The organism is Kribbella sp. NPDC004138 (genome assembly GCF_053603655.1).
Genome location: NZ_JBSGFZ010000001.1, coordinates 249,693 through 269,558 on the forward strand (window position 1 = coordinate 249,693; position 19,866 = coordinate 269,558).

The 19,866-nt window shown below is 67.0% G+C and carries 18 protein-coding genes; 8 read left to right on the forward strand and 10 right to left on the reverse strand.

Features of this window, described 5'->3' with window-relative positions; translation table 11 throughout:
* Positions 1–142 precede the first annotated feature (142 nt).
* The 7 genes from ACWEOO_RS01165 to ACWEOO_RS01195 all read right to left on the reverse strand — a co-directional run bounded on the left by ACWEOO_RS01165 (position 143) and on the right by ACWEOO_RS01195 (position 9,740).
* Entirely contained in the window at positions 143–3,016 is a 2,874-nt protein-coding gene (locus ACWEOO_RS01165; RefSeq protein ID WP_452141210.1) for an NACHT domain-containing protein, read from the reverse strand.
* A gap of 144 nt (positions 3,017–3,160) precedes the next feature.
* Positions 3,161–3,907 carry an SDR family NAD(P)-dependent oxidoreductase gene (locus tag ACWEOO_RS01170; protein WP_452141211.1) on the reverse strand — a complete coding sequence of 249 codons (747 nt, stop codon included), beginning with the start codon at positions 3,905–3,907 and terminating at the stop codon, positions 3,161–3,163.
* On the reverse strand, positions 3,904–5,340 hold the full coding sequence (locus ACWEOO_RS01175) for an ABC transporter substrate-binding protein (protein WP_452141212.1): 1,437 nt from the start codon (positions 5,338–5,340) through the stop codon (positions 3,904–3,906). Before ACWEOO_RS01175 ends, ACWEOO_RS01170 begins: the two co-directional genes overlap by 4 nt.
* A gap of 27 nt (positions 5,341–5,367) precedes the next feature.
* The gene (locus ACWEOO_RS01180) at positions 5,368–6,234 is read right to left on the reverse strand and encodes a carbohydrate ABC transporter permease (protein ID WP_452141213.1); all 867 of its coding nucleotides are present in this window, start codon (positions 6,232–6,234) and stop codon (positions 5,368–5,370) included.
* Positions 6,231–7,193, reverse strand: a complete 963-nt coding sequence (locus ACWEOO_RS01185) for a carbohydrate ABC transporter permease (RefSeq protein WP_452141214.1) — start codon at positions 7,191–7,193, stop codon at positions 6,231–6,233. Before ACWEOO_RS01185 ends, ACWEOO_RS01180 begins: the two co-directional genes overlap by 4 nt.
* 7 nt (positions 7,194–7,200) lie before the next feature.
* Entirely contained in the window at positions 7,201–8,025 is an 825-nt protein-coding gene (locus tag ACWEOO_RS01190) for an aldo/keto reductase (RefSeq protein ID WP_452141215.1), read from the reverse strand.
* Positions 8,022–9,740 carry a GH39 family glycosyl hydrolase gene (locus tag ACWEOO_RS01195; RefSeq protein ID WP_452141216.1) on the reverse strand — a complete coding sequence of 573 codons (1,719 nt, stop codon included), beginning with the start codon at positions 9,738–9,740 and terminating at the stop codon, positions 8,022–8,024. Before ACWEOO_RS01195 ends, ACWEOO_RS01190 begins: the two co-directional genes overlap by 4 nt.
* 196 nt (positions 9,741–9,936) lie before the next feature.
* On the opposite strand from ACWEOO_RS01195, the gene ACWEOO_RS01200 reads away from it, so the two are divergent.
* From ACWEOO_RS01200 to ACWEOO_RS01220, 5 genes are all read left to right on the forward strand, one after another.
* Positions 9,937–10,632, forward strand: coding sequence for a GntR family transcriptional regulator (locus ACWEOO_RS01200; RefSeq protein ID WP_452141217.1), 696 nt, complete (start codon positions 9,937–9,939; stop codon positions 10,630–10,632).
* Between the two features lie 114 nt (positions 10,633–10,746).
* Complete coding sequence (locus ACWEOO_RS01205; RefSeq protein ID WP_452141218.1) at positions 10,747–11,097, forward strand: hypothetical protein; 351 nt, start codon at positions 10,747–10,749, stop codon at positions 11,095–11,097.
* A gap of 2 nt (positions 11,098–11,099) precedes the next feature.
* Positions 11,100–14,006 carry a tetratricopeptide repeat protein gene (locus tag ACWEOO_RS01210; protein ID WP_452141219.1) on the forward strand — a complete coding sequence of 969 codons (2,907 nt, stop codon included), beginning with the start codon at positions 11,100–11,102 and terminating at the stop codon, positions 14,004–14,006.
* A gap of 51 nt (positions 14,007–14,057) precedes the next feature.
* Complete coding sequence (locus ACWEOO_RS01215) at positions 14,058–14,321, forward strand: hypothetical protein (protein WP_359938294.1); 264 nt, start codon at positions 14,058–14,060, stop codon at positions 14,319–14,321.
* Between the two features lie 75 nt (positions 14,322–14,396).
* Entirely contained in the window at positions 14,397–14,726 is a 330-nt protein-coding gene (locus ACWEOO_RS01220; protein ID WP_355696001.1) for a cupin domain-containing protein, read from the forward strand.
* Between the two features lie 5 nt (positions 14,727–14,731).
* Here ACWEOO_RS01220 and ACWEOO_RS01225 read toward each other — a convergent pair whose 3' ends face one another.
* Positions 14,732–14,956, reverse strand: coding sequence for an ElyC/SanA/YdcF family protein (locus ACWEOO_RS01225; protein ID WP_452141220.1), 225 nt, complete (start codon positions 14,954–14,956; stop codon positions 14,732–14,734).
* A 9-nt stretch (positions 14,957–14,965) separates the two neighbouring features.
* On the reverse strand, positions 14,966–15,418 hold the full coding sequence (locus ACWEOO_RS01230) for a hypothetical protein (RefSeq protein WP_359938300.1): 453 nt from the start codon (positions 15,416–15,418) through the stop codon (positions 14,966–14,968).
* Between the two features lie 103 nt (positions 15,419–15,521).
* Here ACWEOO_RS01230 and ACWEOO_RS01235 point away from each other — a divergent pair, with 103 nt between their 5' ends.
* From ACWEOO_RS01235 to ACWEOO_RS01245, 3 genes are all read left to right on the forward strand, one after another.
* Complete coding sequence (locus tag ACWEOO_RS01235) at positions 15,522–16,490, forward strand: hypothetical protein (RefSeq protein WP_452141221.1); 969 nt, start codon at positions 15,522–15,524, stop codon at positions 16,488–16,490.
* 110 nt (positions 16,491–16,600) lie between these two features.
* Entirely contained in the window at positions 16,601–18,796 is a 2,196-nt protein-coding gene (locus ACWEOO_RS01240) for a carbohydrate-binding protein (protein WP_452141222.1), read from the forward strand.
* Between the two features lie 127 nt (positions 18,797–18,923).
* Positions 18,924–19,562 carry an aspartate/glutamate racemase family protein gene (locus tag ACWEOO_RS01245; RefSeq protein ID WP_452141223.1) on the forward strand — a complete coding sequence of 213 codons (639 nt, stop codon included), beginning with the start codon at positions 18,924–18,926 and terminating at the stop codon, positions 19,560–19,562.
* Here ACWEOO_RS01245 and ACWEOO_RS01250 read toward each other — a convergent pair whose 3' ends face one another.
* Positions 19,563–19,772 (reverse strand): hypothetical protein, encoded by a 210-nt coding sequence (locus tag ACWEOO_RS01250; RefSeq protein WP_452141224.1) that lies wholly within the window; start codon positions 19,770–19,772, stop codon positions 19,563–19,565. It abuts the gene before it with no gap.
* Positions 19,773–19,866: the final 94 nt, after the last annotated feature.

A 19,866-nucleotide genomic window follows, 5' to 3' on the forward strand; every position in this document is an offset into this window, starting at 1 on the left:
CGTCAAGGTGTGCAAACCCGGACGCAGGATGCTCACGAATCTGCGCTGGCCGCAGCCTGAGGCGGCCCGAGCGTCGGCGAGCTCTGCATCGACGACCTCAACGTATGGCGTGCCAGCAACAGCTCGTGTCCGTCGGTCCAGTTCAGGTCAAGATGTTCTGCACAGGAAGCCTCGCAAGACGCGAACGGATGGCGACCTGGAGCACTGCGCTGACAGGCCAGTGTTCGGGCTCGATCGATGCCAGCGCCATCTCGAGCGCACTGGCCGTCTCCACGTCCGTCATCACCATCTGGCCGACAGAGCCCGAACGCGGTTCTGCGTAGAACTTGCCCTTGCGAACCTTGATCGGCAATTTGCTGAGATCTGGCAGGATCAGGGCGCTCTCCAACGTCTCAGGCTCCAGGCCGGCCTTTTCCAACGCCGGTCGTAGGAACTCTCTGAGCACTGACGGCTGCTTCGGTGCGCCGTCGTCTACCGCGTCCTCTGCCCGATGGACGTTGTGCCGCGTTCCCCATTGCGCGACGGCGGCTCGCTGCGCATCGGTGAGCCTTATACCGCTGCGCATCAGCTCAGCCTTGACGGCTACCTCGGTACTTTCCGCACTCATCTGGGTCAAGGCGTCCAGGAGCAGTGCCGCGCTGGCGCGGTCGCGATCGTTCCCCATCGCGGCGGCCTTCAGTCGGGAGAAGATAGCGTCGTACTGCGCTACCTCACGCGCGGCAGCCATCAACGCCCGCGCATAGGGATAACTATCTGACGGTGGCGGGCACGCGAGGACCTCGAGTACTTTGAAGAGGATTCGCCTACGCAACGCCGGCCGATTTTCGGCCAACCGGTCGCTCAACATATCGGCGGCTACTTCTGGCGCAGTCGGAAATACCTTCCCTAAGCGCCGAGGATCCGCGTCGATGCTGTCGAGCAGGCCGACCACCTTCTCGCTCAGGTGCTCCCGTTCCGCGAAAATCCTTCCTGTCGCGAGCAACCATGTATTTCGCCAGTGCGGGCTGTACGTGGTCGCGCCCAATCGCCGCAAGACGTCTTCATCGGCACCGCTCGTTAGTGCGCGAGCTGCCATCAGTTCCTGCAGCGTACGGATCTCGAACCCGATCTGATCACCCTGCGGTACCAGGAGTACGAGCCTGTGCGTCGCGGCCTTGATCAGTTCCGCAGATATCTTTTCAACCTCGGACTCCGAATATCCAACCGAACTGAGCCGCGTTCTGGTGATCTCGAGCAGATCGCGCGTGGACATGGTTGCCACCCCGAGGGCGGGCAGCTCCTCCGCGGTCTGCAGATATAAGCCGACACGCTCGTGGATGTACTCGACATGCACCCTGTAATCGACGAGGAGTTTGGCGAGTTGTGTCCTCTTGGAGGATTCACGCGCATACATCGTGTCGTAGTACCGACTGAACAGGCTGTATCGGTCTGGTGGGAGTAGCGGAAAGCGCTCAAGGATGAAGGACATGACGGTGACCTGCAGCGGCGTCTCCATCAGCAGCCGCCGGGCGCTGTCGCTTGCCGCCTCGATCATTCGTGCCATCACCTGGTCGCGGAGCTCAGGGTCCTCCCGATGGCGAACTGCGGCGACCATCCTTGCGTAGTCGATGGCAGTGTCAACGGGCAGCCGAGCGAGTCTGAGCTCGGTGAACCGATGGTCGAACTCACCCTCGTAGCCCAACGGCCGGGAGGTTGCGACGATCATCAGGTCGGCGTCCACGCTGCCGGCTTCGACGCGAAAGTCCTCGATGCAGTCCATCAGGCGTTGCCGCACCGATGCGGCTGTGACTTCATCCAGGCCGTCGAGCAGGAGGATCCACGGCCAGGCCCGCAACCAACTCAGCAACTGCGTAGCTGTGACATCCCCTGAGAGACGTGCGCTGATCTTCATGGCCAACCACTTCAAGATGCCCAGCTCGGCGCCGCTGGAGATGGCCTCGCCGTACTCGGCAAGATCGATGCGCATCGGCCATCGTCGATTGCCCGGCATCTTCAACCCAAGTTCGGCAAGTCGAGATTGAGTCTCAGCCAGCAGGCTCGCGGTCTCAGGGCCCGGATCCGACTCTCTGAGGATGGCGAGACGGTATGCCTGCGCGATCAGATAGCTGAGGGTGGTTTTGCCCTGGCCTGCTCCACCAAGGATCACGAAATGGCGCGGTTCAATGGCATGCAACAGCGTGGGGCGCAGTACGCGATCGCCTTCTTCTATGATGTGTTGCGCTGTCTGGACGAGCTCAACCGTGTTCCTACTGTCAGGTCCGTCCAACGTCCGCTGCGCCGGCAGGTCGATCGCGACCTGTTCAAGCGACGCCTTTTCCCCAGTCGCGCTGCCCGACTCCGACAGCCGTATCCACCGCTCGTTGTGCAACGCCTGTGTCACGTGGGTTCGCATCGTCGCGCCGAGACTCTCGACGCCATCCGTACTTTGACCGAGGTTCGCGAGTACGTCGCCTGGGGTCAGGAAGGCTGGGAACGCGTGGCGGAGCTCTGGATACGCGTTCAGGTAGTTGCCGATCTGGTCGCTGTGCCAGACCTTCCAGCCCTTCACGCCCTCCAGCCGATCGATCGCCTCCCGGTGATCGTCCGCAGGGCGTCCTTCGATGTGCTCCTTGAGATTTCGTGAGATGGTGTCGATGCCACCGAGTTCAGCAACCGCTGATAGCCGGACATTCGTGGCGAAGAGCAAATACTGCGGGACTGGCTGGGTGGCCGCTCGACGGCGCCAGCTGTCGATCTCCTTCTTCAGCTCTCCCCAAAGCCAGGCCGCATTCTCGCTCGGCTTCGAGCTTGGTTCCTCGCGAAACTTGGCCTGCAAGACTGTGTAGCCGACCCACTCGTCGGTGCCGCGGTCAGCCGTCGCCGACCACCTGATGGTGCCGTTGAAGGTCGCCTCGCGGCCGCCGTCGGCGCCCCGCCCGAAGAACTCGACACTCGCGCCGAAGGATCGGAGGCAGATGGCAGCCGTCAACTGCTCGAAGCCGGCGTGCCCCAGGCGGTTGAGGTCGTAGTCAGCCATCCGTCAATGATGCCGTATCTCGTGAACTCGATGCCCACCTTCGTGAGACGGATGGCGTCGCAGGGATCGAGTCGGTCTCCCTGGCCGGTCGGCTTCCTGTTCTGGGAGCGAGCCGCGTCGCATGCGGCGATGACCCTTCTGGTTTCAGTGCATGTATAGGCCGCCGTCGACGTTGAGGGTGTGGCCGGAGATGTAGCCGGCGTCCTCTGACATCAGGAAGGCGATGGCGGAGGCTACGTCGTGAGGGTCGCCTATGCGGTTGACCAGGAGGTCGGCGGCCATGGTTGTGCGGCGGTCGGGGGTTAGGGGGCCGCCCATGATGTCGGTGTCTATGGGGCCGGGGGCGACCGCGTTGACGGTGATGCCGTGCGGGCCTAGTTCTCGGGCCAGGGCTCGAGTTAGGCCTATGACGCCGGCCTTGGCTACTGAGTAGGGGGTTTTGCTGTAGGTGCCGCCGCCTCGTTGGGCTGAGGTGGAGGAGATGCTGACGATGCGGCCGTAGCCGTGGGTGACCATGCTTTCGGCGACGCGGCGGGTGACGTAGTGGACGCCGTTGAGGTTGATGTTGATGACTCGGTGCCACTCGGCGGAGGGGAGTTCGAGGTAGGGGACGGGGGAGCTGACGCCGGCGATGTTGGCGAGGGCTGCCAGGGGTGGGAGGGTGGATTCGAGGTCGTCGATCGCGGTGCCTACGGCGGTCTCGTCGGAGACGTCGGCGGTGGCGGCGAAGGCCTTGACGTTGTGGGTGGCAACGATCTCGGCGGCCAGGTCGTCACAGGGGCCGATGTCGAGGAGGCCGATGTTCCAGCCCTGGGAGGCGAGCAGCAGGGCGGTGGTGCGGCCGATGCCGCGGGGTGAGGCTGCGCCGGTGACGATCGCGGTGCGGTTCACTTGGCGGCTCCGTAGTCCTGGCCGGGCTTCCAGTCGCTGAAGACATAGTCGGATTCGGAGACCTTGGCTCCGGCCGCCTTGGCCTTCTGCAGGGCTTGGGCCCGGTCGGCGGTGGTGGCGTCGCTGAGCTTCTTCAGTTCGGCCTTGAGGTCCTTGATCGATCCGCCCAGGTAGCCCTGGACGATGTTGCCGACGTGCGGCGTCACAGGCTTGCGCAGCGCGTCGACACGAGCGATGGCGGGGTTCTTCACGATCGCCTGCGGCATCAAGAACACGTTTTCCTTGCAGAACTCGACGCCCTTCTTGTAGGCGTCGACGGCCTTCGAGGAGGCGACGAGGTCGAGGTTCAGCGGCGGCTGGTCCATCGCCTCGATCATGCCGGTCTGGTACTCGTCGGACATGAAGGACGCGATCAGCTTCCCGGCCGCGTCGGGGTTCTTGCTGTCCGCGGAGACGAAGTACGTCGAGGACGGCCGGCCCCGGTAGCACCAGGGGTTCATGCCGGAGGTCGGCGTCAAAATGCGCCCGGAAGCAAGCTTGTCGACGATCGTCGGCGCCAGCGCCTTCGACCCGCCGGCGCACCAGATCCCGTCGATGAACGTCCCGACCGCGCCGGACGCGTACCGGGTGCGGGCGTCGACGACGCCGAAGTTGTTCGAGCCCGGCATGATCAGTTTGTCGTCGTTCAGCTGCTTCAGGAACTCGATCACGCTCACATAGGTGTCGTGGTGGTACGCGTACTCGCCGGTGTCGAACCGCAGGCCCTGGTACCCGGGGAAGCCGGCGGCCTGTGCCATGTCGTCCACCTGGTCACGGATGCGGCCGCCGTCCGCGCCGATCGCCAGCGTGAGCGGCTGGATCCCGGCCGACTTCAACTTGCCCAGGGCATCTTTGAACGCCATGTAGTCCGACGGCACGTTGTCCGGGTCGAGCCCGGCCTTGGACCAGTGGTCCTTGTTCGCCCAGACCAGCGTGGAGCTCTGCCGGAAACTGAGCATCGGGAATCCGTACAGCTTGCCGTCCAGCTGGGTGATGCCCTCGGTGAAGGCGTCCTTCGGGAGCTTGGCCTTGATGTCGGCCGGGATCACCATCTCGTGCACCCACTTGCCGGTGACCAGCGCGGGCAACGGCAACCCGATCACGTTGGAGTAGACGTCCGGCATCTTGTTCGCCTGATGTGCCAGCTGGAACGCCTGGGTCGCCTTGGACGCGTCGTAGTACGTGTGCGCGACGTTGGTCTTCAACGGCGAGGACTGAGACTTGGCCCAGCCGTCGTTGAGATGCTTGAACGAGCTGAAGTGGTCCCACCAGTCCAGGGTTCCGGTGGCGCCGGCGTTCGCGCTTCCGCTCTGGGAGCTCGAGTTGCTGCTGCATCCGGTCGCGGCGCCGGCGACGGCCAGTACCGAGGCGCCGAGCAGGCTGCGACGTGTCATACCAGGCATGTTTCCGCTCCTTACAAGTTACGACTTGACTGCTCCGGAGATTCCCTCGACGAAGTAGCGCTGCAGGAAGATGAAGAGGACCACCACCGGGACGATCGAGATCACGCCGGCCGCGGCCATACCGGACCAGTCGGTGGCGGTCTCGCCGACGAACGCCTGCATGCCGACGCTCACGGTCCGCAGGTCGGGCCGGCTGAACGTGAACACCAGCGGCAGGAAGAAGGCGTTCCAGGTGGTGATGAAGGTGAGTACGGCGACCGTCGCCGTGACCGGCATCGCCAGCGGCAGCATGACCGAGAAGAACGTCCGGACGAAGCCGGCGCCGTCGACGACAGCGGCCTCCTCGAGCTCTCGCGGAATCTGCCGGAAATAGCCGTAGTAGATGAGGATCGCCGACACGTAAGCCCCGCCGCTGAGGGCCAGGATCATCCCGCCCAGGGAGTCGATCAGGCCGAGCTGCATAGAGATCTTGACCACCGGGATGATCGTGTAGCCGGTCGGTACGAACAGTGTCGCGACCAGGACGCCGAGGAAGATCTTGGACCCGCGGAACTTGTAGCGGGCCAGGACGTACCCGGCCGTCGCGCAGCGGATCGTGACGAGGACGACGGTGATCAGCGTGACCACGACGGTGTTGATCAGGTACCGGCCGAAGTGCGCGTCGTTCCAGGCCCGCGCGTAGTTGTCCCAGACGAACTTCGAGGGCCACAGCTTCAGGCCGCCGGTGAACATCTCCATGTTGTCCTTGAGCGACGCCGACAGCATCCACAGGAACGGGAAGATCCACAGCACCGCAATGCCCACCAGGCAGATCGCGGCGGTCCACCACGGCAGCCGGCGCAGTATCCGCCGTTGCCGGTCCGTGCGTTCGACGACAGCGGTCATCGCTGCTCTCCTCTCAGCCGGCGGCCGGCGTACACGCCCCACAGCTGGAGCGCGCCGACGACCGCGACCAGCAGCCCGAAGAACACCGCGGCCGCGGACGCCTGCCCGAGCTGCGGGATCGACGCGCCGAAGGCCCAGCGGTAGATGTAGATCTCGATGATCTCGGTGTGGAAGTACGGCCCGCCGCCGGTCAGCGTGTACATCAGGTCGAAGTTGTGGAACGTCTCCTCGACCGTCAGCACGGTGATGATGATCAGGAACGGCCGCAGCATCGGTACGGTGATGTGCCGGAAGACCTGGCCCGGGCCGGCCCCGTCGATCCGGGCCGCCTCGTACAACTCGTACGGGATGGTCTGCAGCGCGGCCAGCCAGTAGATCATCGTGACGCCGAAGAACTTCCAGATGTACAGGACCGCGGCCGTCGGCAGCGCCAGGTGCTGATTGCCGAGGAAGTCGATGCCGCCCGCGCCCAGCTTGGTCAGGATGGAGTTCACCGGTCCGCTGGCCGGATCCAGGACGAAGCGCATCACCACGCCGATGATCGCCGTCGTGGTCACCACCGGGATGAAGAACGCGGACCGCAGTACGCCGATCAGCGGCAGCTTGGGCGAGTTGAGGACGATCGCGAGCAGCAGCGTCAGCAGCACCCGGGCCGGCACCACGAGCAGCATGAACAACAACGTGACCTTGAACGAGTTCCAGAACAGCGGGTCCGCGAAGACCGTCCGGTAGTTGCTCAGGCCGACGAACTTCTGGTCGGCGTCGAACCCGTTCCACTCGACCAGCGAGTACCAGTAGCTCGCGATGATCGGGTAGATGGTGTAGATCCCGTACAGCACTGTGGTCGGCAGCAGGAAGATCCAGATCCAGGTGGTCTTCTTCCAGCCGAACCGCGGTCGGTCGAGGGCTGCGACGCGGCGGGTCTGCCGCCGGGTGAGTTGGACGGATCTGATCGACATGATCGGCCTACCTGATCTGGCTGATCGCGAACGTGCGCGGGTCGCTGCCGAGCCGGTTCCCGTTCTCCAGCGCCGTGACGGACGCGACCTCGTCGTCGCTCAGCTCGAAGCCGTCGAGCGCGAAGTTGGCCCGGATCCGCTCGGGGTTCACCGACTTGGGAATGACGATGTGTCCGCGCTGCAGGTGCCAGCGGAGGATCGCCTGGGCCGGCGTCACCCCGTGAGCGTCGGCGATCGCCGCCAGCACGGGATGATCGAGGTCACCGCCCTGGCCGAGCGGCGAGTACGCCGTGACCGCGATCGATCGCTCGGCGCACAGCTCGGTCAGCTCGCGCTGCTGGTACGTCGGATGCAGCTCGATCTGGTTGACCGCCGGGACGATCTCGGACTCCTTGGCCAACCGGTCCAGGTGCTCGGGAAGGAAGTTGGACACCCCAATGGCTCGCACCCGTCCATCGGCGTAGATCCGCTCCAGAGCACGCCAACTGTCGACATAGCGATCCACGGTCGGGTTGGGCCAGTGCACGAGATACAGGTCGGCGTAGTCCAGGCCGAGACGCTGCAGGGTTTCGTCGTACGCCGTCAGCGCCGACTCGTACCCGTGCTCGCCGTTGCGGAGCTTCGTCGTGACGAACAGCTCGTCGCGGGGCAGGCCGCTCGCCCGTACGGCGGCGCCCACCCCGGCCTCGTTGTTGTACGCCGCGGCCGTGTCGATGTGCCGGTAGCCGATCTCGAGCGCCTGCTCGACGGCCGCCTGGGTGTCGCCCGGCGGCACCTGGAAGACGCCGAAGCCGCGCTGCGGAATCCGTACGCCGTTGTTGAGCGTGATCACGTCGTCGGCTCCAGGATCAGCAACGATGCCGACGGCAACGGCAGCGCGACCTCCAGGGAGACGTCGCCATCGACGGTGAGCGTCCGCTCGCCTTCGAACTCCTCCAGCCCCTGCCGGTTGGTGATCGCGGCCAGCTGGTCGGCGGTCGGGTCCTGAGGGGAGCCGAGCTTTTGCCAGACGGTGAACGCATTGCTGTGATCGGCGTCGATCCGCAGATGCCGCAACCGGTACGACCCGGCCGGCAGATTCCGTACAGTGACGGTCGCGGAGGTCAAGGCGTCGCTGGTCTGCCACTGGTCGTCGATGTGACGCCAGATCAGTACAGCGACGCTTCCGTCGTCCGACCGCGAGGCGAGCGCGTCGACCTCCTCGCGCATACTGCTGCCGTCGGTGCTCTCGAGTTCGCCGACCTGCCAGGCCGCGTCGGACGTCGCGCGCAGGCGGTCCCGGCCGAGCAGCGACAGCATTCGGTACGCGTTGAGGAACGGCTTCTCGACGCCGCCCGCGGTGAGGAACGAGCGGGTGCCTTCGAAGTAGCGTTCGGCCTCGAAGTAGAAGCTCCACGACGTGGCGTAGGCGACCTGTGCCGTCTCCGTGGCGTTCAGGTCGAGGATCTTCTTCATCAGCTTCGCCTGGAAGACCGGGTAGTACTCGGTGTTCTGGAAGCTGTAGTTCCGGTTGTCGTAGCGCCCGAAGTGCGCCGGTACGGCGGCGTCGCACTCGTCGACGATCACCGGCAGGCCGGCGTACGCGTCGTACGAGCCGATCAGCCGGTTGAACTCGCGCAGGTCGTACAGCATCTTCGTCGAGGACGGGCTGAGCAGCTCGGTCGGCGCCTCGTCGAACGGCTTGTAGTCGCGGGTCGGGAAGTGGCAGCCCTTGGTGTGGTACGAGATGAAGTCCAGCGGCTCGCCCCGCCGTGACGTGTAGTCCAGGAAGCCGCGCAGGAAGTTGAGTCCGCCGCTGGTCACCGCGGGGCCGCCGACCTTGGCGTCGGGCAGCACGGTCCGGATCGCCTCGACGGTCGCGGTGTACAGCTGGTTGTACTGATCGAGCGTGCCGCGCCAGTAGAAGATGTCCGGCTCGTTCCACAGCTCCCAGAGCCAGGTCTTCACCTCCGCCTCGCCGTACCGGTCGATGCAGTGCCGAACGGTGGCACTGATCAGCCCGCCCCACTTCGCGTAGTCGCTCGGCGGGTATCCCCACGCGCCGGCCTCGTAGCTGGTGTACGCCGTCGGACTCGGTACGACGGTCAGCTCGGCGGCCTCGGGCGGCAGCAGGTCCCGCGGCGTGAAGCCGAGCTCCACCAGCAGGTGATGCCCGGCGCCGACGATCGCGTCGTACGCCTGGTCGAGCAGCGTGAAGTCGTAGTACGGATTGCCGTCGGCGTCCTCGTGGTAGACGTTGCCCGAGCTCCAGTGCGGGATGCCGAAACCGCTGCCGGAGCAGTACATGTAGTGCGGCCGGACGAAGTACCCGCCGCCGGAGAAGTCGGTGAAGGTCTGCAACAGCCGTTTGCCAGTGGGCGTGTAGGTCCAGTTGAACTCGTCGTAGCCGAAGCTCTCCCAGACGCGGGCCAGCGGGCCCTGGACCTCGCCGGCGTCGACGTCGATCGCGGCTGCGGTGACGCGCGGCGCCGCGGGATCGTGGGGAGCGGCCGGCGGGAACGGGCCGAGTGCGGTGCGTCCGGTGTGAACCACAGTTTCGGTGGTCATCGTCGTCGTGACCTCTCTCTGCCCGGGGGGATCGGGCTGCCTCACGGTCGGCCGACATCGGCGTCGGCGCGGTGCCGCTCTGCCTGGCTGGGAGGTTCCGAGTCTGCTCTTGCCCTTGATTTACTGTCAATGACTTACTGTTTACAATCTACAGAGAGACCTCGGTTGGGGTTAAGGTTCGATCCGTGGAAACTGCGTGGAGGAGGTGGTCGGCATGATGCCCGACGACGTCGTGTCGCTGCCGTCGCAGCGCGCGCTCGGTGACCTGGTGACCGACGTGCTCCGGGAGATGATCACCGGCGGCAAGTTCCAGCCCGGTCAGCACCTCAAGGAGACCGAGCTGGCCGAGGCGCTGAAGGTCAGCCGCGGGCCGATCCGGCAGGCGCTGGCCCGGCTCGAGGAAGAGGGCCACGTCGAGCTCCGGCGACACCGCGGCGCATTCGTCAGCACGCTGACCAAAACCGACGTCGAGGAGGTGCACACGCTGCGCGGCGCGATCGAGAGACTGGCCGCCGGCCGCGCCTGCACGCGGATGCAGGGCGCCGGGTTCGCCGAGATGGACGCCGTGCTGGAGCAGATGAAGAGCGTCGACACGAGGATCGCTCCGGAAGACGCCGTCCGGCTGGACCTCGAGTTCCACGACATCATCTACGCGTACTGCGATCACGGCCGGGTGCAGCGCGTGTGGGAGTCCATCCGCGGGCAGGTCACGGTCTTCCTGCGCGCCCGGAACGCGAGTTTCCCGGATTTCCTCGAGGTCGGCTACAGCGAGCACAAGGAGCTCCGCGACGCCTTGGCCCTCGGTGATCCGCAGGCCGCCCAGGACGGCATCGACAAACACATCCTCGGTGCCTACGAGCGCCTGAAGCGCCTCAACCTGCCGGATCGCTGACCCGTGCACCCCAGGACGTGCTGAGCTAGGGGTGGCGATTCGGGCCGGCGAGAGGGGTCGATGGTGGGATTGGTCGAGTTGGCAGCCGCTGGCGGGGCCGCGGTGGTGGGCGCAATGGCGACCGATGCCTGGCGTGTCACGCGCGACGGCATCGCCAAGCTGTTCGGCCGGCGCGGCGAGCGGGGTGCCGTCCTTGCGGAGCTCGAGGCGGATGCCAAGCAGCTCGAGGAGGCCGATGAGGACGATCGCGAGCAGGTGCAGCAAGAGCTGATCGAGCGGTGGCGGCTCAGGCTCGACGAGTTGCTCGGCGCGGATCCGTCAGCCGCCGACGAGCTGCAGCGTGTCCTCGACGAGCCGAAGTACGTGCAGAGCGTCGTTGCGCGGGACGGCGGGCGCGCGTTCGGCGTCCAGGGCGGGGATCTGCACTACCACGAGCACCGGCCGGCGACCGACGACGAGAGCTGATCGTGGATCGCCAAGTCGTCCGCGTCGAGAGTGGCGTCGGGTACGGCGTTGTCGGCGCGGATCTGCACGTGTTCGGCGACGGCGTACCGCTGTATCTCCTGCTCAGCTGGGCGCCGGGCCCGGCGCCGGATCCGGACTGGCTGCGTGAGATGCCGAGCCGGATGCTCAACGCCCGCTTCGCGGTGTCGGAGTTCACCGGCCGAGTCGACGAGCTGGCCGAGCTGCATCGGTGGCGGCAGAGCAACCCTCGGATGGCGGTGCGCTGGTTGCACGGTCCGGCCGGGCAGGGGAAGTCCCGTCTGGCGGCGCGGTTCGCGGACGAGTCGCGTGCGGCAGGCTGGCAGGTTGTCGTCGCCGTACACGGTCCCGGTGCCGTGCTGCCGTCGGGCCGGCAGGAAGACCTGCGGCTCGACGGCGCTGCCGGGCTACTGCTGGTGGTCGATTACGCCGACCGCTGGCCGCTGACCCATCTGACCTGGCTCTTCAGCAACGCCTTGCTGCACAGGCCTGGCGTGCCGGTGCGGGTGCTGCTGCTCGGGCGCACGTTGGACGGCTGGCCGCCGGTGCGGGCGGCGCTGGTCGACTATCAGGCGGATACGTCCGCGCAGCTCCTACCGCCGCTGAACGACGGGTCCCGGTCGGAGATGTTCCGGTCCGCGCGTGACGGGTACGCGACCGTCTACGAGATCGACGAGCCCGACTCCGTTGTCCTTCCACCCTTGGGGCACGACGATTTCGGCCTGCCGCTCGCACTGCACATGGCGGCGCTCGTGGCCGTGGACGCGCATGCGGGCGGACAGCGCGCGCCGACCGATGTCGCCGGCCTGACGTGTTACCTGCTGGATCGTGAGCAGCTGCACTGGACGCGGCGGTACGGCGACCAGGCGCACCGCCTCGGACCGGCCGCATCGAACTACCGAACGCCGCCGGACGTCATGAATCGCACGGTGTTCACGGCCGCGCTCACCGGTTCCGTGCCGCCCGCGACCGGGACCGCGGTGCTGGACAAGCTGGACCTTTCGTTGCCGACGGCACAGATACTTGGCGACCACGCGGTCTGCTATCCGCCGGCGCCGGGAACCGTGCTGGAGCCGTTGTCCCCGGACCGGCTGGCCGAGGACTTCCTGGCCTTGAGCATGGCCGGTCATCAGGCCGACTATCCCGCGCAGGACTGGTCAGGCGACACCGCGATCGCCGTACTGGACAACACCTCGGACCCGTCGCGGGCGGTCATCTTCCTCGCGGCGGCCGCCGCGCGCTGGGCGCATGTGGGGCCCGATCACCTCTTCCCGATGCTGCTCGAGCGACCTCGTACGGCGGTGCTCGCCGGGAGTGCCGCGCTGTCCGCGATCGCGGCGGTTCCCCAGCTCGGCCTGGAGGTCCTGGAGGCGATCGAACCGCATCTGCCCGCGGAGTCTCAGCCTGATCTCGACGTCGGGATCGCCGACATCGCCGTACGGCTGACGGAATTGCGGCTTGCCGACGCGGCGACTGACGCCGATCGGGTCCTGTTGTTGCTGAGGCTCGGCGCCAGGCTCGACAGCGCGGGGCGGCACAGTGAAGCGCTGGATGCGGGCGAGCAAGCTGCTTCGCTGTGCGAACGTGTGGCTGCCGACGACCCGGCGAGCTACGAGTTGTTGCTGGCCGGTGCGCTCGGGAGTCTCACGCGGCCGTTGACGCGGTTGGGGCGTCGTCGCGAGGCGCTGTCGGCGAGCGAGCGTACGGCAGGGTTGTTCCGTCGGCTGGCCGGCACGAGCCCGCACTTCGGTCCGCTGCTCGCCGAAGCGCTGACCAATCTGAGTATGAATCTCGCCGCCGCGGGTGAACGGGAGCCAGCACTCGCGACGGCGCAGGAGGCGGTCGCGCTGCACGAGTCCGTTCCGGAGGATCTTGCGTTCGCGGTGGACAACCTGGGCAGCCGGTTGGCTGATGTCGGCCGGGCCGACGACGCGCTGGCTGCCGCACGCCGCGCTGTCGACCTGAGCGATCCGGCGACGCATCGGCCTGACCTGGCCAGGCGCTTGGGCAATCTGCATCTTCGTCTGATCGGCGTCGGCCGCTGGGACGAGGCTGCGACGGTCGCCGCGGAGGTGGTCACACTGTGGCGAGAGCTCGCCGACGTGAACCCGCTGGCGTTCGAACCGGAGCTGGCGAAGAGTCTCAACCATCTCGGCGTCTGCCACCGCCAGCTCGGCGAGCCGGACGAAGCGGTGGTCGTCACGACCGAATGCGTGGCGATCCTGCGGCGTCTCTCCGCGGGCAATCTGTCAGCCCACCAGATCGAGCTGGCCGCGGCACTCGACCACCTCGGCGATCAGCTCGCCCTGGTGGAACGCCCAGACGAAGCTCTCGCCGCCGGGCGGGAGGCCGTCGAAGTGTTCCGGCGGCTCGCCGCGGACAATCCGGCGCGGCACGACGTGGATCTGGCCAAGGCGCTCGACAACCTCGGCATCCGGCTGGCCGCGGTCGACCGGCCGTCGGAGGCACTCGGTGCGTGCGAGTCGGCCGTGGAGATCTTCGAGCAACTGGCCGCGAACGATCCGGAGGTTTTCCGCGCAGATCTGGCGAGAGCCCTCTTCAACCTGGCCTTCCGGTACGCCGCTGTCGAGCGGGCGGACGGGGCGCTCGACACGATCGGCCGGTCGGTGGAGCTGCGGCGGTGTTCTGGGCACGATGCCGATCTCGCGCGCTCGTTGTTCGGGTTCGCGGCGTTGTGTGTGCGGCTCGGTGCGGTGGATCGGTGGAAGGAGGCTCGGCGTGCTGTCGACGAGTCGGTCGTGCGTTACCGCGGTTTGGCCGCGCGGCAGCCGCGGGCGTTCAGCGGTCCGTTGATGGATGCGACGGACCTCAGTCAGGTGATCCGCGCGCTGTCCGGACGGCGGTCGTTGTTCGAGCGCCGGCGCCGTTGAGGGCGGCAGCGTGTCCCTGCGCGGTCGGCGCGGACCAGGAAGAATTGGCGGATGGGAATGTTCCGCGCAGTGGTACTGACCATCGACCGATCGACCGCCCTTCCGTTGATGTACGAGTACGACGCGACCGGAGCGTGTTTCCGCAGCGTCGGGTTCGTCCGCGTCGGGGGCCGGATGGTGCCGGAGATCAGTCATCCGGCGCCGGACACGCCCGACGGCCGTGATGCTTTCCTGCTCACCGTGCTGATGACCCTGCTCATTCCGGAACGCCAGGCGCGCAAGATCGTCCGGAAGGCCCAGCACGAGCCGACCTGAGCCGTTTCCGACCAGGGTCGGACGCCGGGGTGGGGAGGGCTGGAGTCTTCGTCGGGCCGGTGGGACGATCGGGTGATGGAGGTCTTGCGGGTCGAGGAGTTGGCGGCGGTACACCTGGGGCTGGCGGGCGAGAACGGCAGCGGGCGGAGTGCGACGACGTTGTACGGCCGGGCCGGGGCTCGCTTGCGGCAGACGCTGATCGCGTTGGACGCCGGCCAGACGCTGGGCGAGCATCAGAGTCCGGGCGACGCGTCGTTGATGTGTTTGGAGGGCGACGTGGTGCTTCGGGCGGGTGATGCCGAGGCCGAGTTGCGGACGGGCGATCTGGTGGCGGTCCCGCCGCAGCGTCACGACGTACACGCCCGGACCGCGTCGGTTCTGTTGCTGTCAGTCGCCTTGCACTGAAGCGATTATGGGATCACGTTGGTGACGTTCTCCCAGGTGGTCGCGCTCTTCTCCTCCAGCAGCACGGTGCCGCCGAACGCGGAAAGCGTGTGCGCATAGTCGGCCATCAGTTGAGCCTCCGACGCGCCACGAGTTGTCGCGCCTCCGCTGAAGATCACGCAGGTGTCGTGCTCACGGCCGGCGGCGACGGAGCGCATTGCGGCGATCGCCAGTCCCGTCCTCCGCCGCATGCGCCGACTTTAGGCCACCGAGTCGACGCGGTGCTCCGTCCCCGCGAACGTGAAGGTGCCGCCCGCGTGCAGGTCCTTGATCGCGGCGTAGAGCGGCGCGCCGGTGGTCATGCCTTCGTACGTGACGCCGTCACAGTCGAACGGGGAGCTGACCACGCCGACGACGTAGTGATCGCCGTCGAGGACGACGATCGCGCCCGGCCGGATCTCGCTGGTGGGCGCGAAGTCGATGGTTTCCGCGTTGGTCACGGTGCTGTGCTGGCGCTCCTCGACCTGCTCGTACAGGACGCCGAGATCGCCGGCCGCGGCCGCCTGTGACTGGTCGTCGACCGAGAACGACGAGTCGGGGTCGAGCCGCGCGGCCGAGTCCTCGCGCCCCACCGCCGTCCCCGTCGCCCGCTGCTGCGCCTCGAGATGCGCCAGCAGAGCGTCCTTGACCCTCAACTTCGCGTCGGCGTCCATCACACGTCCTCTCGTCGAGTACTGCTCAAGTGTCGCGCGGAACGCCGGTTTCCGGCCCTGCTGACAGAATGCGCTCGAAAGATTGCTGGCACGAGGGGAGCCGATGGCCGAGGACGAGTTGTACGCCGGGGCCGAGCCGTTGACCGGTCAGGTCAGAGTCGGAGAGCGTCGGAACTGGCTCGAGGCCGGCCTCGAGGACGCCGCCGTTCTCGAAGCCGATCTCGCGACGCTCGAATTGTCGACCTCGCAGATCAAGGCCATTTTGCGCGAACGTCAGCAGACCCAGGCGCAGTTGGCCGAGATCACCTACGTGCTGGAGCAGGAGCTCTGGGACGACGATGACAACTACGACGAGCCGGCCGACGCCTGGGAATCGCCGTGCGGCAAACGGCGGACGGTGAAGCAGCGGTTCTTCGATCGCCTGGCCGGGCGTCGGTTCGGCTACAGCGACGTGACCGAACACGAGGTCCGGGTTCCGCTCTTCGTGCTCGCGGCTCCGGAGCCGGCCGGGTGCAGTGCCACCTTCTCGCAGGACGTGATGGCCGGCCGCGCACTCGCCTGGAACGTCACCCTGTTCGGCAGCGGGCTGGGCGGCTCGTCGAGTTTCCGGGTCACGTCGACGTGGAAGTTCCAGGCGTCGGCGGGGGACAGCAAGCAGGTGTTCCTGCCGGTGACCGTGACAGTCGCGACCGTGCGCGTCATGGTCGGCGAACGCGTCGTCACGACGACCCGCCAGGTGGTCGCGTCCGACGCGACGCCTGCCAAGCAACCTGGGCTGACCTTGCTGAGGCCGGGCGTCCAGGAGCCCGCGGGCGAGGTGATCTGTGAGTATCCGCTGGCCGGTGACACGACCGGGGCGATCGCGACCTACGGGGCGACGTACGCGAGGACCTCGTCCGGCCGGGTGGAACTCGGCGCCGAAGCCTTCGGCGTCGGTGCCACGCTGTCGGCCGATGTCTCGTTCGACCAGGCCATCGCACTGGACCTGGAGTTGCGCGGCGGGCATGACTACAGCCTGCATCGCCTGCGGTCAGGGCAGGGGATGGCCTGGTCTGTCGCGCCGGAACGCTGACGGAAAGTTCCGGAACTAGTTCCGGAACCGGCAGGGGGTGTTGGCGGGGGCGTTTCCGAACCTAGAGTCGGCCTGCTTGAAAGGGCTTTCCGGTCGACGTTGGAGGGTTTGTGAGGCGGACTCTTGGGCTCGCGGTGTCGGTAGCGGTGGTGGCGGCGGGGATCGCGGGCGGCGGCGGTTCGGCCGTGGCGCAGCGCGGGCCGGTGGTCAGCGGGACGTACTCGAGCGGCCCGGAGCACGCGTGGCAGGCGCTGCCTCCGGCGTACGTCGGGAACGACACCGGGGCAGCGGATGCCACGGTGGTCGTCGATCCGAGCATCAGCCGGCAGAAGTACACCGGCGTCGGGTTCTCGCTCGACGAGACGAGCGTGTCGAACCTGTGGAAGCTGACGCCGCAGGAGCGTGAGCGGGCGGTCCGGCTGCTGGTGGATCCGCGGACCGGCGCCGGGTTCGACCGGTTCCGGTTGACGATCGGGAGCCCGGACCTGATCGAGCACCTGCCGTTCTGGTCGTACGACGAACTGCCGGCCGGCGTCACCGAGGACCCGGACCTGAAGTACTTCTCGATCAAGCGGGACGTCGACGCGCACATCGTCGACACCGTGAAGCTGATCCAGAAGTACAACCCGCGCGCCACGTTCTTCGCGTCCGCGTGGAGCGCGCCGGCCTGGATGAAGACCAACAACCGGTTCACCGGCGAGGTCGCGCTCAAGCCCGGCAGTACGACGTCGTACTACCAGGTCGGCAAGCTCCGCGACGACCGCATCGACGTGTTCGCCAGGTACTACGTGAAGTACCTGCAGGCGTATGCGAAGTACGGCATCACCGTCGACGCGCTGACGCTGCTCAACGAACCGGGGATCGACGTGGTCTACCCGGCGATGGACATCAGCGTCGAGCAGCAGCAGAAACTCGCCGTCGCGATCAAGCGTGAGGTACGGCGGGCCGGGCTGCGGACCGAGCTGTACGTGCACGACTTCAACTTCTGGGACTGGCGCGACCCGAACAGCACGGAAACGAAGAACTACTACCGGATCTTCAACGACCCGGCCACCAGGAAAGCGGCGGACGCGATTGCGTTCCACCCGTACTGGGGCGACCCGGCGGTGCTGCGGGACGCCTACGAGGAGTTCGGAAAACCCGTGCACATGACGGAAACCAGCGACCTCAACCCGGCCACGATCCTGAACTATTTCCGGCTCGACGCGTCGTCGTACGTCCTGTGGGCGCAGACCACCGACCAGGACGGCGGCACCCTGCACTGGACGCCGGCCCGGGACAACGACATCGACTGGGACGAGGTCGGCCGGACGACGAAGTGGCCGAACCGGCTCGTGAAGGTCGACACGACGACGAAAACGTTTTCGGTGCGGTCCGAGCTCTTCGCGATGGGACAGTTCGCGAAGTACCTCGGGCCGGAGCACACCCGCGTCGAGTCGAGCGCTCCGGCGAACGGGATCAGCAACGTGGTGTTCAAGGACCGCGGTGACAACTTCGTCGCGATCGTTGGAAACGCCAACGCCACGCCGAGCAAGGTCCGCGTCTCACTCGCTGACAAGTCGTTCGTCGTGACGGTTCCGGCCAACGCCTACGCGACGTACCGCTGGCACGGCGACGTGCCGTCGGCACGGCACAACCACGCGCCGCAATTCGGCGCGGTTCCGGACGTAGTTGCCGACCAGTTCCAGACCACCCAGTTCCAGTTGCGGGCGACCGACGGCGACCAGGACCGCCTCGCGTACTACGCGACGGAGCTGCCGGCCGGCGTAACCCTCGATGCGAGCACCGGGACGGTCAGCCTGCAACCGACCGTCGCCGGGGAGCAGGACCTCAAGTTCCGCGTCACCGACGGCGCGGCGCACGACGAGGTCACGGTGCACGTGACGATCCGGCCGCACGGCGCGCCGGTCGGGGCGAAGGTCGAGGCGGAGTCGTACGTCGCCCAGCACGGCTGGACGGACGGCGGCGCGAACTTCATCGAGAGCAACCCGGCGGCGAGCGGCGGCAAGAACGTCGGCTGGACCGCGGCGGGGAACTGGCTCGAGTACCGCGTCGACGTGGCCCAAGGCACCTACAACCTCGAACTCCGGGTCGCGAACGGCACCGGCGCGCCGGCCCAGGACGCGATCTCGATCCGCGACGCCAACGGCACCGTGCTCGCCAAGGTCACCGTCCCCGACACAGGAGGTTGGGGCAACTACCAGTCGATCGGCACACAGATCGCTCTCCCCGCCGGAGACCAACAGATCACGGTGTACTGCGAGACCGGCGGCTTCAACCTCGACTACCTCCGCCTGACCTCCTGAAACCACGCCTGTGCGACACGCCTGCGCGGTTGCCGCATACCTTGAAACGTGTCAATCTGATCACCGCGGCGCTGCGACAACTGCCGTCCGGACAGCGTGATCAGGCAGTGAAACGTGAGGAGCAGTCGTGGCGCGCATCGCCTTCCTGCACACCGGGGCTGTCGTCATCCCGACGTTCGCGACGCTTGCCGCCGAGCACCTGCCGGGGGTCGAGGTGCAGAACCTGCTCGACGACAAGATCGTGGCCGACCTGGGCCGCGGTGTTGCCTCCGAGCAGGTGGCGCAGCGCCTGGCGGACTTGGGTGACGCCGCCGTCGCGGCCGGAGCCGAAGCGGTGATGTTCACGTGTTCGTCGATCTCGCAGTACGCGGCGCCGCTCGCCGAGCGTCTCGGCGTACCGGTGTATCGCGTCGACGAGGCGATGGCCGACGAGGCGGTGCGCGCGGGTGATCGCGTCAGCGTCATCGCGACGCTGCCCACCACGGTGCAGCCGACGGCCGCGCTGCTCCGGGAGCGCGCCGAGGTTCAGGGGCGCGAGGTGCAGATCGACGAGGTCGTCGTGGTCGGCGCGTTCGAGGCTGCTGTCGCGGGTGATCGGGCCCGGCACGACGAGTTGGTGTCAGAAGCGATCAAGGCGGCGAACGGCGATGTGGTCGTCCTCGCGCAAGCGTCGATGGCGTCGGCGGCCGAAGGCCTCGAGCTCGCCGTGCCGATCCTCACCAGCCCGGAGCGCGGCGTTCGCCGGCTCGCCGAGAACCTCAACTAGTCAGGCGGCCCGGCGCGACCGCTTGCGACCGTCGATCAGCCGGTCGAGCACGCCGTAGCCCGCGAGGCCGAGGACGGCGACGGACGCCAGGAAGAGCACGACAGCGACCGTGATGTTCGCCGGCCGGGCGACAAGTCCGGCGACGGCCAGTGCGACGCCGATCGACGCGAAGACAATGACCATGCGGCGGCTCATCGGCTCGTAGATCACGACCGCGAGGCTACCGGGTTCCGAGGTCACCTCTTGACGTGATGTGGCTGTCTGCTGCATGGTTTACAGCGCTGTACTACAGCGCTGTAAATCG